This window comes from uncultured Ralstonia sp., from assembly GCA_913056305.1.
Classification (GTDB): Bacteria; Pseudomonadota; Gammaproteobacteria; order Burkholderiales; family Burkholderiaceae; genus Ralstonia.
Genome location: CAJXMR010000031.1, coordinates 1 through 14172 on the forward strand (window position 1 = coordinate 1; position 14172 = coordinate 14172).

General features: G+C 66.0%; 11 protein-coding genes. 8 read left to right on the forward strand and 3 right to left on the reverse strand.

The window, feature by feature from the left end; translation table 11 throughout:
- Both QZ609_RS07820 and QZ609_RS07825 read left to right on the forward strand, forming a co-directional pair.
- Positions 1-348 (forward strand): biopolymer transporter ExbD (locus QZ609_RS07820; protein ID WP_295492933.1); only part of this gene is annotated, 348 nt, incomplete at its 5' end.
- A gap of 226 nt (positions 349-574) precedes the next feature.
- Positions 575-2926 (forward strand): IPT/TIG domain-containing protein, encoded by a 2352-nt coding sequence (locus QZ609_RS07825; RefSeq protein WP_295492937.1) that lies wholly within the window; start codon positions 575-577, stop codon positions 2924-2926.
- A 278-nt stretch (positions 2927-3204) separates the two neighbouring features.
- On the opposite strand, the gene QZ609_RS07830 is transcribed toward QZ609_RS07825, so the two are convergent.
- Both QZ609_RS07830 and QZ609_RS07835 read right to left on the reverse strand, forming a co-directional pair.
- Complete coding sequence (locus QZ609_RS07830; RefSeq protein ID WP_295492939.1) at positions 3205-5961, reverse strand: UPF0182 family protein; 2757 nt, start codon at positions 5959-5961, stop codon at positions 3205-3207.
- Positions 5962-6135: 174 nt separating this feature from the next.
- Positions 6136-6816: a glutathione S-transferase gene (locus tag QZ609_RS07835; RefSeq protein ID WP_295492941.1), complete on the reverse strand. Its 681-nt coding sequence runs from the start codon at positions 6814-6816 to the stop codon at positions 6136-6138.
- Positions 6817-7081: 265 nt separating this feature from the next.
- On the opposite strand from QZ609_RS07835, the gene QZ609_RS07840 reads away from it, so the two are divergent.
- From QZ609_RS07840 to QZ609_RS07855, 4 genes are all read left to right on the forward strand, one after another.
- Positions 7082-7921, forward strand: coding sequence for a cytochrome c (locus tag QZ609_RS07840; protein WP_295493005.1), 840 nt, complete (start codon positions 7082-7084; stop codon positions 7919-7921).
- Between the two features lie 120 nt (positions 7922-8041).
- Positions 8042-9391 (forward strand): type II toxin-antitoxin system HipA family toxin YjjJ, encoded by a 1350-nt coding sequence (gene yjjJ / locus QZ609_RS07845; RefSeq protein WP_295492943.1) that lies wholly within the window; start codon positions 8042-8044, stop codon positions 9389-9391.
- 204 nt (positions 9392-9595) lie between these two features.
- A complete protein-coding gene (locus QZ609_RS07850) occupies positions 9596-10696 on the forward strand; it encodes a branched-chain amino acid aminotransferase (protein WP_295492945.1) in 1101 nt (366 codons plus the stop codon).
- Position 10697: 1 nt separating this feature from the next.
- Positions 10698-11498 (forward strand): alpha/beta hydrolase, encoded by an 801-nt coding sequence (locus tag QZ609_RS07855; RefSeq protein WP_295492947.1) that lies wholly within the window; start codon positions 10698-10700, stop codon positions 11496-11498.
- Positions 11499-11535: 37 nt separating this feature from the next.
- On the opposite strand, the gene QZ609_RS07860 is transcribed toward QZ609_RS07855, so the two are convergent.
- Positions 11536-12120, reverse strand: coding sequence for a hypothetical protein (locus QZ609_RS07860; RefSeq protein ID WP_295492950.1), 585 nt, complete (start codon positions 12118-12120; stop codon positions 11536-11538).
- A gap of 95 nt (positions 12121-12215) precedes the next feature.
- On the opposite strand from QZ609_RS07860, the gene QZ609_RS07865 reads away from it, so the two are divergent.
- Both QZ609_RS07865 and QZ609_RS07870 read left to right on the forward strand, forming a co-directional pair.
- A complete protein-coding gene (locus QZ609_RS07865; RefSeq protein ID WP_295492952.1) occupies positions 12216-13115 on the forward strand; it encodes an AraC family transcriptional regulator in 900 nt (299 codons plus the stop codon).
- A gap of 157 nt (positions 13116-13272) precedes the next feature.
- Positions 13273-14163: an NmrA family NAD(P)-binding protein gene (locus QZ609_RS07870; protein WP_295492954.1), complete on the forward strand. Its 891-nt coding sequence runs from the start codon at positions 13273-13275 to the stop codon at positions 14161-14163.
- The last annotated feature ends 9 nt before the right edge of the window (positions 14164-14172 follow it).

Consider the following 14172-nt stretch of genomic DNA (forward strand, 5'->3'; position numbering starts at 1 on the left):
GTGATGCTGGTACTGCTGATCATGCTGATCATCACGATTCCGATGCAGACGCACGCGGTCAAGATGAATCTGCCGGTCGGCAACCCGCCGCCGCCACTGACGCAGCCCGAAGTCGTGCAGGTCGATATCGGCTCCGACGGCACGGTCTCGTGGAACGGCGCGGTCGTGAACCCGGCCGCGCTCGACGTGAAACTCTCCCAGGTGGCGGCGCAGCCGGTGCAGGCGGAGATTCACCTGCTGCCGAACAAGCTCGCACCGTACCGGAGCGTCGCCGCGGTGCTCGCCTCCGCGCAGCGCATGGGCGCCACGAAGATCGGCCTGATCGGCAACGAGCGGTACATGCAATAGGGATGCGGGACTGCTGATCATTCAGCAACGCTTCAGGCTCGCTGTCGAGGATCGCAAGTCGTGGTGATTCGCGAAATAGCTGAACAGCACCAGCCCTTCGGGGCGGTTTCTTTTTGTGCGCTTAGCGCAAACGCTGGTGCCGGCAATCTGAAGATTCCTTCAACGAAATTTGACGCCGATTGCTGCCTAGAATGCCCGCTCTTTCAACAAGCCACGGAGATAGGCGATGAAGAAGAGTCGGGATATGAAGGGTCGATGGATTGGTGGTGCGCTGGCAGTCGGAGTGCTGACGTCGGGGCTGCAAGGGTGTGGCGGAGGCGGTGACGACGCATCGGCCGCCAACGCTGCGGTGTCACCCGCCAATGGCACGGGGGGCGGACAGACTGGTACCGCCTTGCCGCTTCAGGTGGCATCGGTCACGCCGCTGACGGGCGTGCCTGGGACCGCCATCACGGTGCAGGGTGTCGGTCTGACGCGGGCCACGCGGGTGTACTGGGGTGAGACGGAACTGACGGCGTCGTTCCAATCCGCCGATCGGCTGGTGGTCACGCTGCCCAATACGCAAGCGGCGGACGACGCCAGCAACACGCTCACGCTGCGTCGGGAAGACGGTGCCCGCCAGACCTGGACCACGCCGGTCACGGTGGAGGCGGTGCCGGTGCCGACCAGCATGCAGCCGGGCAATGCACGCGAGGGGCAGCACGTGCGCCTCAGTGGCGCGCGCCTGCAGCGCGTCAAACAGATCAAGCTGGGCGACATCTCGGCCGCGCCCGTCGGCGTCGCACCTGACGGTAGCTGGCTGGAGTTCGTGGTGCCATCGGGCGCGCCCAGCGGTACCGTGGTGCTGGTCGATGCCAAGGGCCGCGGCTTCCCGGCCGGAAACCTGGTGGTTTCGGCCATGGCGGCATCACTGGCGTTCCAGGACGTACAGGTCTATCAAAGCCAGTTGATCTCGGTCAGCCAGCCCACGCCGAGCAAGTACCTGCGCTTTGCCCCGGGGCGCGACACGATGGTGCGTGTGCGCCTGGTGCCCAACGGTACGTCGGATGTCTACACGTCGCAGGTGCGTCTGACGGTCTCCAACACCGCGCTGGGCTCGCAGACCTTCGTCATGCAAGGCCCGGCCACGCTCGGTGCTGCCTCGGTCGCGGAGAGCGATCTGGCGGGCAGCTATACCTATACGGTGCCGGGTGCTTGGATCGGGCCCGGTTTCCGCCTGGATGTGGCGGCCAACGATCAGAAGTTTCCGCAGGGTGTCACGCGCTTCACCTACACGCCGTCAGCCGACGTGCTGAAGGGCGCGACCTACATTCGCATGCACGTGGTGCCTATCGCGCCGGATTCGGGCGCCAAGGTGGATTTGGACCTCAACTGGTTCAAAGCCAGCCTGCGCGGCCTCTACCCGCTGTCGGACGTGGATTTCGTGATGGAGCCGCCGTTGGCCGGGCCGGCCAAAAACGACAGCAACGCATGGATTGACGCCGTCGACGCACTGCGCAGCGCGAGCAATCCCCAGAACTACGATTTCTATTTCGGCGTCATGCCGTGTGACAGCTGTACCGGGCTGGGCCAGGTGCCCGGACGCGCAGCCGTGGCCTCGCACCTGTGGAGTGGCCGCAAGGATGCTGAAATGGTGATCGTGATGATGCATGAGGTTGGTCACAACTTCGGTCGTCTGCACAGCTGGGACGATGCGGCGTTTCCGTATTCGCGCTCTGCCGGGCAGGTGTTCGAGGGCCCTTGGAACTGGGCCGGCGGTGCATGGGCCTCGGTGATCGATCCGCTTGGCAATCGTCGGCTGGTGGCACCGACCGAATGGCACGACGTAATGTCTTACAGCACTCCCGGCGCCGTGTCCGACTACACCTATAGCGGCGCCTACGACTACCTGGAGCAGAACCTGCCCTTGAGCGCCAAGCCCAAGCCCAAGGCAGCATTCCTCCAGCCGCAGGAGGCGCCTCCGGTCACCAGCGCGGTCGACGTTCTCTACCTCGCCGGCAGGATGGTTCGCGCAACGGGGCAGGTGAAGCTGCAAGCGCCGGTCCGCATGAAGTCCACGCCAGATACCGTCGCGCTTGCTGCCAGCACGCTGCCTGCCGATGGCGACTACGTGATGGAAGTCACTACGGCTCAGGGCCGCTTGCGCTATCCGCTGCAGTTGCAGGAGGTGGGTGATGCAGAGCAGGCCAGCGCCAGCTTCAAGTTGACCATTCCCGCGCTGGACGGCATTCAGTCCGTGCGCGTGCTGCGTGGGCTGGTGGCGTTGCCGACGCAGACGGCTGCGCAAGCGGCCAAGCCGGCCGTGCTGCGCGCCATGTCCGTACCGTCGGACGCGGTGGTCAAGCCGTGGGGCACCTACCGCCTGGGCGCGGACGCACTCGCGCTCACCTGGAACGCCACGCGCTGGCCGTGGATCAGTGTCTGGCAGAAAACAGACACTGGCTTGGTGCCGGTGGCAGTGGGTGCAACGGGCGGGGTGGCGAACGTTTCACTGCGAGCGCCGGCGTCCGGAACGCGCGGGCTGGTGATCAGTTTCAGTGATGGCCTGAATACCACGCTGGAATCGTTCGACTTCTGAGTGTGGAGTACGGTGTCATGCCAGGACCCGCCCTTCGAGGCTAACGGCCTTCAGTTAAGGTCTCGCTCGACTTGCCGGATGGCACAGCGGTGAAGGCGAAATTTGACGACCTGGTCGCATACGCGGCCGGGTCGTTTTTCCTTGGGTGGAGCGTTTGCGATTTGCGCAGGCGCTTGAGGCGGGTACGCAGCTTCGCATTTCCGCCGCATTCGTTCACGCCCAAGCGGATGCCTCGCTCTCCCGGGTTGAGCTGGCACGCTCTGCATCGCGCTCGAGGGTCATTTCTGTTGCTCGGGCTTGCCTGCACCAAGCGCCTCCAGCAGCGGCCGCAACGCATCCAGTTCCGCCCCGAAGCCGCTCCAATCCCCCGCCTTCAAGCGCTCGATGGCGCGGTTGTAGTGGGCGAGTGCGTCACGGGCGCGCGCGTCCGATGCGCCTCCGGGCGCTGATGCCGCTGGGGCTGTCTCCTTGAAGAGCGCGGCCAACGCCTCGCCCAGGGTCGCCTCCATCACCACGCGGTCGCCATAGGCGGCGATCACCCGCTTCAGCTCGGGCAACTGCCCGGACGCCGCGCGCAAGTACAGCGGGGAGATATACAGGATCGAATTGTCGATGGGCACCACCAGCAGATGGCCGCGGATCACGCGCGAGCCCATCTGGTTCCACAGCGAGATCTGCTGCGAGATCTCGGTGTTCTGCTGGATGCGCGCCTCGATCTGGAACGGCCCGTAGACCAGCTTGTCCTTGGGGAAGGCGTAGAGGATGAGCTTGCCGTAGTCGGGCGGGTCGCAACGCGCGGCCAGCCAGGCGATCATGTTCTCCCGCTGGCTGGGCACCATCGGCAGCAGGAGGACGAACTCGGCGCGGGGCTCGCCTGGCAGCCGCATGATCATGTAGTACGGCGTCATCATGGTCGTGGGAGCGCTGCCCCCGCCGTCGATGCCGGCCAGCCCGCGCGGGAACTGCCAGAGATCCTCACGGTTGTAGAAGACTTCCGGTGCTTCCATGTGATATGCGCGGTAGCGTTGCGCCTGGATCAGGAACAGGTCTTCCGGGTAGCGGATGTGCTGCTGCAGGTCTTGCGGCATCGCCGCCAACGGCTTGAACAGGCTCGGAAAGATGCGCTGATACGTCTGCAGGATCGGATCGGCCGGGTCGCTCACATAGAAGTCGACCGTGCCGTTGTACGCGTCGATCACCACCTTGACGGCGTTGCGGATGTAATTGGTGCCGCCGCTGCTCGGCTGGGCGTAGGGGAACCAGCGGCTGGTGGTGTAGGTGTCCTGCATCCAGAACAGGCGCCCGCCGCTCGCGACAAGATACGGGTCATGGTCGAGGGTCAGGAACGGGGCGATCGTGCTCACGCGGTCCTGGATGTTGCGGTGGAGCAGGACGCGGCTCTCATCGGTGATGTAGCCGGTGAGCAGGATGTTGATATCGGCAAGCTGCCACGCGAACAGGCTGCGCCGCGCCAGTCCGCCGATGGCGACACCGTCGTGCCCGCTGTATGCCAGGTAGACGTTGTCCTTGCCCTTGGGGTAATCGAACTCGGGCACGCTGCCCTTCACGATCACGTAGTCCTGATTGCCCTGGCCGAAATAGAGGCGCGGTTCGCGAATGGCCGGGCCGCCGCTGGCAACGGGCGGAATGTCCTGCAGAAAGAAGGAGGGCAGGCCCTCGGTGGATTTCTCCGTGACCGGCGACATCACGAGGCCGTTGCCGTGCGTGAACAGCACATGCAGGTTCACCCAGGTTTGGGCGTTGGGCGGCAGCATCGCCGTCTCCAGCTCGCGCGCCGACAGCATGACCTGCCGGTAGCCGGCATCGAGCCGGTAGCGGTCGATGTCCACGGAGAGGAATTTGTAGTAGGTCCGGATCTCCTGCAGCTGCGCGTAGGTGTCCATCAGCGGCTGCACATCCCACAGGCGGACGTTGTCGATGGTCGCCCGGTTGGCCTGGAGTGCGGTGAGATTGAGCCCCTGCTCGGCCGGAAACGGCCGGACCGTGATGCGCTCCAGGGCGTAGGCCCTGCGCGTGAGCGCGATATTGCGCGCGATGTAGGGCGCCTCCAGCTGCAGCTCGTTGGGCTTGACATAGAAGCGCTGGAACAGCGCTGGGTAGATCACGGCGAGCAACGCCGAGCTGCCGAACACCAGCAGCACCGAGGCGGCAGTCATCTGATCGCTGCGCCGGCGAAGATTGGCCCACGAGGCAACGGCCGCGGCGGCGGCAAGGCCGACCAGCAACCACAGCACCGGTAGTACGACGTGGACGTCGGTATAGCTGGCGCCCACCACGACGTCGTTGTCGCCATACAGCAGCAGGAAGCGGTCGAGCCAGTAGGACCAGGCTTTCACCGCAAAGAACAGGCCGAGCAGCGCCGAGCCATGCGTGACCACGGCGGGCGAAAGCACGCGGCGCGAGCGCTCGAGCGCGATGTCGCCGCGCGCCCCATACACTGCGCCGGCGATCCCCGCGCTGCAGAAGAGCAGCAGAAGCAGCCAGTTCTTGAGCGCGATGTAGGCGGGCAGCGAGAACAGGTAGAAGCCGATGTCCTTGTCGAAGACCGGATCGCGCTCGCCAAACGGGACCTGGCGCAGGAAGCGCAGCGCTGTGTCCCAGTTCGAGAGTTCGCCAGCGGCGATCAGCAGCCCCAAGACAACCGCACCGGCCGCGATGCTGGCGCGCCAGGGAATGCGCGGGGTGACCTGCTCGACCAGTTCGCTGATGACCTCCGTCCGGCCCGATGCGGTGGTGGTGCCCCGTCTCAGGAGGTGGAAGCGCCGGGCATAACGATGCGCCAGGAACCCTGAAGTACCGATCGCGCCTGCAGAGACGACAAACACGGCAACGAACAGCAGCGTCCGGGCGGCAAGGACCGTCCAGAAGACGTCGGTATAGCCGATCGAAGCAAACCACAGCCAGTCGACCACGACGCCGCTCAAGCGCCCGATCAGGATCAGGCTGACGACGACGGCCGCAACCGTGATGGCATTGCGTCTCAGGCGCCCGCTGGAATTCACTCGCGACCGCATCGACCCTGCTCCTTTGCCGGCCCGTCACCCACGGCCGGCAGAGACCGCGCGCGAGTGCACCGCCAAACGATGACCCGCGCCAAGTCACGCCAGATGATTCATTCTAGTCTCGTGAATCCGGCGGCGTTTGCCGTGCGCCCGCCGCAGCCGGCCCATGGGATGCTGCGCAGGCAGTCAGCGCACGCAGGTGGCCTGGTCTGGTTCCTGCAAGGCGGGAAACGCCGAAACGGCTTGGCTTGGCAGCTTCGTCATGCAGACCTCGAACAGGCGGCTGGCCAGCCATGCCGCCAGCCAACCCTGCAGTGCGGGCAAGGCCTGCTCGGCAAACCAACCCGGTTCCACCGCTGCAAATTGGCGCACAAAGGGAAAAATCGCCAGATCGGTCGCGCACGGGGTCGCGCCGCCCAGATAGCGCTCGCGTTGCAGCCTGGCCTCCAGCAGCGCCGGCAATGCCGCCACGGCTTGTGAGCGCACGGCTTCGCAGGACGCCGCCTCTGCGGGATAACGCTCCGGATACTTGTAGCGATCGAGATCGCGTTTGAAGTCGCCGTCGTTGCGCTGGAGCAGGTCCAGGTTGTCCTCGGATTGCGCGCGGCTCCACCAGCCGTCGTCTGCGGGCTCGAGCGCCCATCGCATGATGTCCCAGCTTTCTTCGAGGACGCCGCCATCTGGCAATTGCAGCACCGGCACCGTGCCTTTGGGCGAGAGCGCCAGAAGCGCCGACGGCTTGTCGCGCAGCACGACTTCGAACGCCTCGAAGCGCCGGTTGGCCTGCAGCATGGCCATGCGGGCGCGCATCGCATAGGGGCAGCGGCGGTAGCTGTAGAGCAGGGGGAGGGCGTGGTGGGTGGGCATGGGTGTCGGATTCCGGCGGCACTGGCTTTGCGTGCGTCCAATACGGCTCTAGGCTACCTGATCTGCCAGCCTGACTACGGTGTTCTGTCATGCCCGGGTGGCATGGTCGGCTTCCAATTTCCGTTTGCTTGAATACACTCTCACCCGAACACGAACCGACCGCCGGCGGCGTTTGCTCGTAGACAGACGCGGTGCCGCCGGGTTGGACGACTCGCAACGCTCAGCCGATTTGGGGGAATGCATGAAGAAGACCTGGCTCGTAACGATGGCAGGATGGCTCGTCTGCGCTTGCGCGGCGCTTGGGGGCACGGCGCACGCCGCGGATGCCACGACGCTGACCCTTGTCGTCGGCGCGCAGCAACAGTCGTGGGCGCGTGACACGTTGCTGCATGACCCACGCCTGACCGATGTCACCGTCGAAGACGAGAACCTGAAGCGCCGCCTGACCTTCAAGGCGATCGCCGTGACCGAGCTCTTGCGCGGCCTGCCGACCAGCCCGGAGGCGAGCGCCACCACCTCGGCCAGTGACGGCTATGTGTCGCACTTGCCGATGCGCCTGCTGCTGGCCGACCGCGCTGACGGGCCGCGCGCCTGGCTCGCCGTGGAAGACCCGGCCGCGCCGTGGCCCACGCTCAAGGGACAGGACATCGGGCCGTTTCGCCTGATCTGGACGTCGCCGCCGGCCAAGGCAGCGGAGGTCAATGAGAGCCTGTGGACCTACAGCATTGTGCGCATCGACGTGGCCGCGCTGCCGGGCGAACGCTTTGCGGCCATCCGGCCCGCGTCCGGGCTGCCGGCAGACGGGCCGGTCATGCGCGGCTTCGCCACGTTCCAGCGCGTCTGCTTTTCCTGCCATACGCTCAACCGCGCGGGCGACGCCAACCTCGGGCCTGACCTGAACGTGCCCTACAGCCCGGTCGAGTATCTGGGGGACGACAAGCTGCGCCACCTCATCCGCGATCCGCAGTCGCTGCGCTGGTGGCCGAACGCCCGCATGTCGGCCATCGATGAGAAGACGCTGTCCGAAGCCCAGTTGAGCGATCTGCTGGCGTACTTGCACCATATGGCGCGCCGCAAGCCTGCTGCCCCCGCGCACGGGTCCTGATTGAGCGCAGCGTTTTGCTTCTGCCAATCTGGTCGCCTTGAATCCGGGCTTTCCTGGAGGCAGGTGCAAATTTCCATTCAGTGATATATTCAAATATCTATTCATTAATCCATTCTTCGGATGGCCTCCCACGCTGATCAGATCCGCCTGCGCCTCGCCGAAGGGCCCGCTGGGGCTCGGCAACTCCTTGAAAATATTGGGATTAGCCAGCCAACGCTGTCGCGCGCCATGACTACCATGGGTAGCGAGGTGGTGCGGCTTGGGGCGGCTCGATCCATTCAATATGCGTTGCGAGACGCCGGGCGAGGGCTCGACGACATTGCCATCTACCGCGTGGGTGCGGACGGCACGATCCGGCATCTGGGGATGCTGATACCGGTCCGGCCGCACGGGTTTGTCATGCAGCAGGCCGATGGGGTGACGCTGCACAGTGACAGCCTCCCATGGTGGCTGATGGACATGCGGCCGCAGGGCTTCCTCGGCCGCGCGTATGCGTCGAGGTTTGCCGACGTGCTCGGCCTGCCGGCCAAGGTGGCTGAGTGGAACGATGCCCAGGTGCTGCGCGCCCTGACCGCGCACGGCCAGGATGCGGTGGGCAATCTGCTGCTGGGGGACCGGGCGCGTGAGCGGTTTCTCGACGCCCCGTTGCCGGCGCCCATCCTGGAGGGTGCCAGGGGTGACGCCTATGTCCGCCTGGGCAAAGAAGCCGCCAGTGGCCACCTGCCCAACTCGTCCGCAGGCGGTGAACAGCCGAAGTTCACGGCCTTTGTCGAGACCCCGAACGGCCCGCGCCACGTGCTGGTCAAGTTCACGCTGCACGACGACCAGCCTAACCCCGTGATCGAACGTTGGCGTGATCTGCTGCTGGCGGAACACCACGCGCTCGAGACGCTGGCTGCGTCGGGTGTGCCCGCAGCACGGTCGCGCATCATCGACTGTGCCGGGCAGCGCTTCCTGGAAGTCGAGCGCTTCGACCGGAAGGGGGTGATGGGCCGGTGCGGCCTGTTTTCACTCGCCTCGCTCGATGCCGAGTTTGCCGGAGACGCCCGCGCCCCATGGCCGGTCATCACGGCGCAGTTGGCAAACAACGGCGTGATCACGCCCGAATCGGCCAGTGGCGCCGCGCTGCTCTATGCGTTCGGCACGTTGATCGGCAACACCGATATGCACAACGGCAACCTGTCGTTCACCAGCGAGCACGGCCGCCCCTATACGCTGGCGCCGGCCTACGACATGCTGCCAATGGGGTTCGCGCCGACGTCAGGCGGTGGGCTGCCGGATCGCCTGCCACCTGCCAACCTGCACGCCAGCGTCGCGAATGCGGTGTGGGCGCAGGCACTCGCCATGGCCATTGCCTACCTGGCCCGGGTGCGCGCGGATGTGCGCTTCTCTGAGGGGTTCCGCACCTGCGTCGATCACCTGGCTGAGCACCTCGGCGACGCGAGTGAGAAGGTGTCCCGTCTCGGGTGAAACCGTGCCGTGGGCGACACGCGCGTCGATGCTGCGGTGCATCGAACGCGGGTTGGAATGGGATGCCACGCGATCCGCGATCACAAGTCGTGCCTGCCAATCTGTATGATTCCGAAGACATCTACGCAATCAAATTCCACGCTCGCTGGCGCAGAATGCTTGCTTTCTGGGCGTGTGGCCAACCTCGCAAACCTTGGAGACGGTATGAACAACGTTGTCGAATCGACGCTTTCGATCGAAAAGAGCCCGCACCCCGTGGCGGCGGCCGAGCGGGAACGCCTGCTCCAGAACCCGGCATTCGGTCGCGTGTTCACCGATCACATGGCCACCATCCGCTACACCGAGGGACGGGGCTGGCATGACGCGAAAGTCGGCGCGCACGGCCCGATCCAGTGCGATCCGTCCACGCTGGTGTTGCACTACGCGCAGGAGATTTTCGAAGGCATGAAGGCGTATTGGCTGCCGGACGGCGGCGGCGCGCTGTTCCGCCCCGATGCCAATGCGCGCCGCTTCCAGAACTCTGCCAAGCGCCTGGCCATGCCGGCGTTGCCGGAAGAGCTGTTCCTGCAAGCCGTGCGCGAGCTGGTGAAGCTGGACCGCGAGTGGATTCCGTCGACGCAAGGCAGCTCGCTGTACCTGCGCCCGTTCATGATTGCCACCGAGGTGGTGCTGGGTGTGAAGCCGTCGGCCGAGTACCTGTTCTGCGTGATCGCTTGCCCGGTGGGCGCGTACTTCAAGGGCGGCGCATCGGCGGCGGTCACGATCTGGGTGTCCGACAGCTACACGCGCGCCGCACCCGGCGGCACCGGCGAGGCCAAGTGCGGCGGCAACTATGCGGCCAGCCTGGTCGCCCAGGCCGAGGCCACGCGCGAAGGCTGCGACCAGGTGGTCTTCCTCGACGCGGTGGAGCGCCGCTGGATTGAAGAGCTCGGCGGCATGAACGTGTTCTTCGTCTTCGACGATGGCTCGCTGCAGACGCCGCCGCTCACCGGCACGATCCTGCCCGGCATCACGCGCGATTCGCTGATCACCCTGGCGCGCGACATGGGTCTGACCGTGCGCGAAGAGCCGTACTCGATCGACCAGTGGCAGGCCGACGCCCAAAGCGGCCGCCTGCGCGAAGCCTTCGCCTGCGGCACCGCCGCCGTGGTCACGCCCATCGGCACGGTCAAGGGTCGCAAGCACAACTTCACCATCGGTGATGGCGGGGCCGGCAGCGTGACGACCCGCCTGAAGACTGCGCTGGTGGACCTTCAGCAAGGCCGCGCGCCGGACCCGCACGGCTGGCTCGATCGCCTGTTCTGAAATGACGGGTTCGCCTGGCCTCGACGTTGCCCAGACGTGGCTCGCCACCTGCAACGGCCGTCTCTATGTCAAGCAGTGGGGGGAACTGGCGGATGCCGCGCCGCCGCCGATCGTGCTGCTGCATGACTCGCTCGGCTGCGTCGATCTGTGGCGCGACTTTCCGCAGCGGCTCGCGCGCGCCACCGGCCGCGCCGTCATTGCCTACGACCGGCTCGGCTTCGGCCGGTCCGACGCGCACCCAGGCCACCTGGGGCCGGACTTCATCCGGCAGGAGGCGCAGGGCGGCTTTGCCATGCTCGTCGAGCAGCTTGGGGTGGAGCGCTTCATCGTCTTCGGCCACAGCGTTGGGGGCGGCATGGCGGTGTCGATTGCGGCGGCGTATCCGGATCGCTGCGTCGGGCTGATCACCGAATCGGCACAGGCGTTTGTGGAGGAGCGCACCCGCGAGGGCATCCGCATCGCCCAGGCGCAATTCGCCGCGCCGGACCAGATGGCGCGGCTCGAGAAGTACCACGGCGACAACGCTCAGTGGGTGCTCGACGCATGGGTCGACACGTGGCTGTCACCGGCCTTCGCGCACTGGAGCCTCGATGGCGAGCTGCCCCGCGTCCGCTGCCCGGTCCTGGCCATCCATGGCACGGAAGACGAGTACGGATCGACCGCACAGCCGGAACGCATCGTCGCGCTGGCCGGCGCGTCCGCCAAGCTGGCGTTGCTGCCGCGTTGCGGGCACGTGCCGCATCGGGAGCAGGAGGCGGCGGTGCTCGAGGCAGCGCAAGGGTTCATCGCCACGCTGGCCTGATCGCCCATGACCATCCTCACGCGCGACAAGCAGACAACTAATTTCGGTAGTCCTTGATGAAGGGCTCGCATTTGTCGACCGGCTTCAGCCTTGCGGCCCATCGATATAACTGGTCGGCGAGATTGCGATCGGCATGAAACAGATGATTGCCGGCGCGGCCTCGTAGAAAGGTTTGGGTTCCGTATGGCCCTTCGAACAGCAAGCCCAGTTGGCTGCCGTCGCTTAAGCGCAGATAGATCGCTTCGCGTGGCTCGAACTCCGGCAAAGAAAACGATGTGGTCTGCAGATGGGCGCCATCGATGGCGCTGAGCAGATCGGCAATCAGGGCAGGATCTTCCGTCTGGTATTCGCACCCCCCACGGCGTAGACCCGTTTCGTCCAACTGCACCACGTACCACACGTGTGGCGAGACAATGTACAGATCGACTGCCTTGGCCGTATGGGCGCGCACACGCAGGTTCTCCATTTGCCAGTACGCCTGAATGTCCTGGCGGGTTGCCTCGGTGTTGAGCGGACCGCTTGAAAGTTGAGCAAACGCTGCAGGGCTCGCGCTGCAGATGGACGCGACGAGAAAAGCCAGCCACCGTGTTTTCAAATGAATCCCCCGTGGATATTGGTGCATGCAAGGCGCGCATAGGCTAACCGATTCTCGGCGCATCACGGCGCGCGGCAAACTGGCAGAATGTCCAGACACAACGCGCACCCCCAGGTCACGCCATGCCTACCGCCACGCCGCTGCCCGATCCCGTTCCGATCAGCCTGCGTTCGAGCGCCGACCTCGGCTGGCAGGGGTTTGGCGCCACGTTGCTAGGCATCCGCCCAGGGACCTACCGGGTGCCGGCGATGGCGCACCATCGCATCAACGTGCATTTCGGGGCGCCCGTGAAGGCGAACTGCCTGTGTGACGGCCGCCGCTATTCGCGCATCCAGGCGCATGGCGACGCCGACGTGATTCCCGCAGGGCTGGCGGGCGAGTGGACGGACGATGCCGACTGCACCATCCTGCGCATCGCCATCAGTGATACGTTGGTCCGGTCGATCGGCGAACAGCTCGGCGCGCGCGCAGTGCGCAGGCAAGTCGAACCGCGCTTGCAGTGGCGCGATCCGCGTTTGCATCATCTCGCTTCTGCATTGGGCGCTGAACTCGAAGCGGATGCGCCCTCCGATCCGCTCTATGCGGAAAGCCTGTGCACGGCCCTCGTGGTCCAGCTCCTGACCGGCGACCACGCTCTTGTCACTGACAGCCGCACACTGGCCCCCAGGGTCGCGGCGCGCGTGGTGGACTACATCGAAAGCCATCTGCACCAGCGCCTGACGCTGGCCGACCTGGCTGCGGAGGCTGGCTTGAGCGTGCCGTATTTCAAGGCGCTGTTTCGCGCAACGCTGGGCGTGCCGGTGCATCGGTATGTCGTGCAGCGCCGGGTGGAGCGGGCCCGGGCGATGTTGCTCGAAGGGCGCTTGACCGCCACGCAGATCGCGCTGGAGGCAGGCTTTGCGCACCAGAGCCACATGACCCAGTGGATGAGCCGGCTGCTCGGCCAGACGCCACGGGACATCGCGAACGCCGGCAAGTCCGCGAGGCGAGCGGCGAGCACGCCAGTGGCATTGCGCAGGTGACGGGCATGCGCCGGGTTCCGTCGCTGGCCCGCCGCGCAATCATCCGTCGCTGCAAGAATCCTCCTTTCCTGCAAGTCTCCCGAGGCGCTGCGCTTTAGGCTCCCGTCTCATCGGTCCTGCGCGTGTGCCGGACCTTAAGACTCAAGGGAGGTCGAGCATGTTCGTCATTTTCGGAGCGTCGGGCCACGTCGGGCGCGCGACCATCGCTGCCTTGCGCCGCGCCGGCAAGCCCGTGCGGGCGGTGGTGCGTGATGCGCGGCACGCTGATGCGTTTGCCAAGCTGGGATGCGAGGTCGCGCGGGCTGATCTGGGCGACGCGGCGTCGGTCGCCGAGGCCATTGCGGGGGCCTCGGCGGTGCAGATCCTGTGTCCGGTGCCGGTGCGCGATCCGCACCCCGAATCGACGATGCGCCGCATGATCGACGTGGCCGCCGAGGTCTTGCGCGCCAATCCACCGCCGGCGGTGCTCGCGTTGTCGGACTACGGCGCGGAACTGGACCGGGGCACCGGCCTCACGCTCCTGTTCCACGAACAGGAGACGCGCCTGAGGCCGCTGGCGACACGCCTGACGTTGCTGCGCTCTGCGGAACACGCGCAGAACTGGACCGCCATGCTGCCGGTGATGCTCGCCACGGGCGCGCTGCCGAGCCTGCACCACCCGCTGTCCCGGCCTTTTCCCGCCATCGCGGCCCAGGATGTCGGCACCCTCGCGGCCGAGCTGCTGCAGGACGACGGGCCCTGGAGCACGCCGCGCATCGTCAGCGTCGAGGGCCCGCGGCGGGTGAGCGTGCTCGACATCGCCCGTGCGTTCAGCGAGGTGAGCGGGCGGGAGATCGTTGCCGGCGAGTTGCCGCGCAGTGCGTGGTCAGCCTCGTTGCAACGCGCGGGGCTCAGCGAGAACCATGTGCAGCTGCTCACCGACCTATACGACCAGCACAACGCCGGCCACATCGATGTCGAGAAAGGTGCGGGCGAGCAGCGTTTTGGCAAGACCGAGTTGGCGGAGGTCTTTGGCGCGATGCTGACGGAGCATGTGAAGGTGAGATAGCAGGGCGCG

What these genes read in the sequence shown, in the direction of transcription:
- QZ609_RS07825 (WP_295492937.1), top strand. Translation starts at nt 575, where the DNA reads ATGAAGAAGAGTCGGGATATGAAGGGTCGATGGATTGGTGGTGCGCTG.
- QZ609_RS07830 (WP_295492939.1), bottom strand. Translation starts at nt 5,961, where the DNA reads ATGCGGTCGCGAGTGAATTCCAGCGGGCGCCTGAGACGCAATGCCATC.
- QZ609_RS07835 (WP_295492941.1), bottom strand. Translation starts at nt 6,816, where the DNA reads ATGCCCACCCACCACGCCCTCCCCCTGCTCTACAGCTACCGCCGCTGC.
- QZ609_RS07840 (WP_295493005.1), top strand. Translation starts at nt 7,082, where the DNA reads ATGGCAGGATGGCTCGTCTGCGCTTGCGCGGCGCTTGGGGGCACGGCG.
- yjjJ (WP_295492943.1), top strand. Translation starts at nt 8,042, where the DNA reads ATGGCCTCCCACGCTGATCAGATCCGCCTGCGCCTCGCCGAAGGGCCC.
- QZ609_RS07850 (WP_295492945.1), top strand. Translation starts at nt 9,596, where the DNA reads ATGAACAACGTTGTCGAATCGACGCTTTCGATCGAAAAGAGCCCGCAC.
- QZ609_RS07855 (WP_295492947.1), top strand. Translation starts at nt 10,698, where the DNA reads ATGACGGGTTCGCCTGGCCTCGACGTTGCCCAGACGTGGCTCGCCACC.
- QZ609_RS07860 (WP_295492950.1), bottom strand. Translation starts at nt 12,120, where the DNA reads ATGCACCAATATCCACGGGGGATTCATTTGAAAACACGGTGGCTGGCT.
- QZ609_RS07865 (WP_295492952.1), top strand. Translation starts at nt 12,216, where the DNA reads ATGCCTACCGCCACGCCGCTGCCCGATCCCGTTCCGATCAGCCTGCGT.
- QZ609_RS07870 (WP_295492954.1), top strand. Translation starts at nt 13,273, where the DNA reads ATGTTCGTCATTTTCGGAGCGTCGGGCCACGTCGGGCGCGCGACCATC.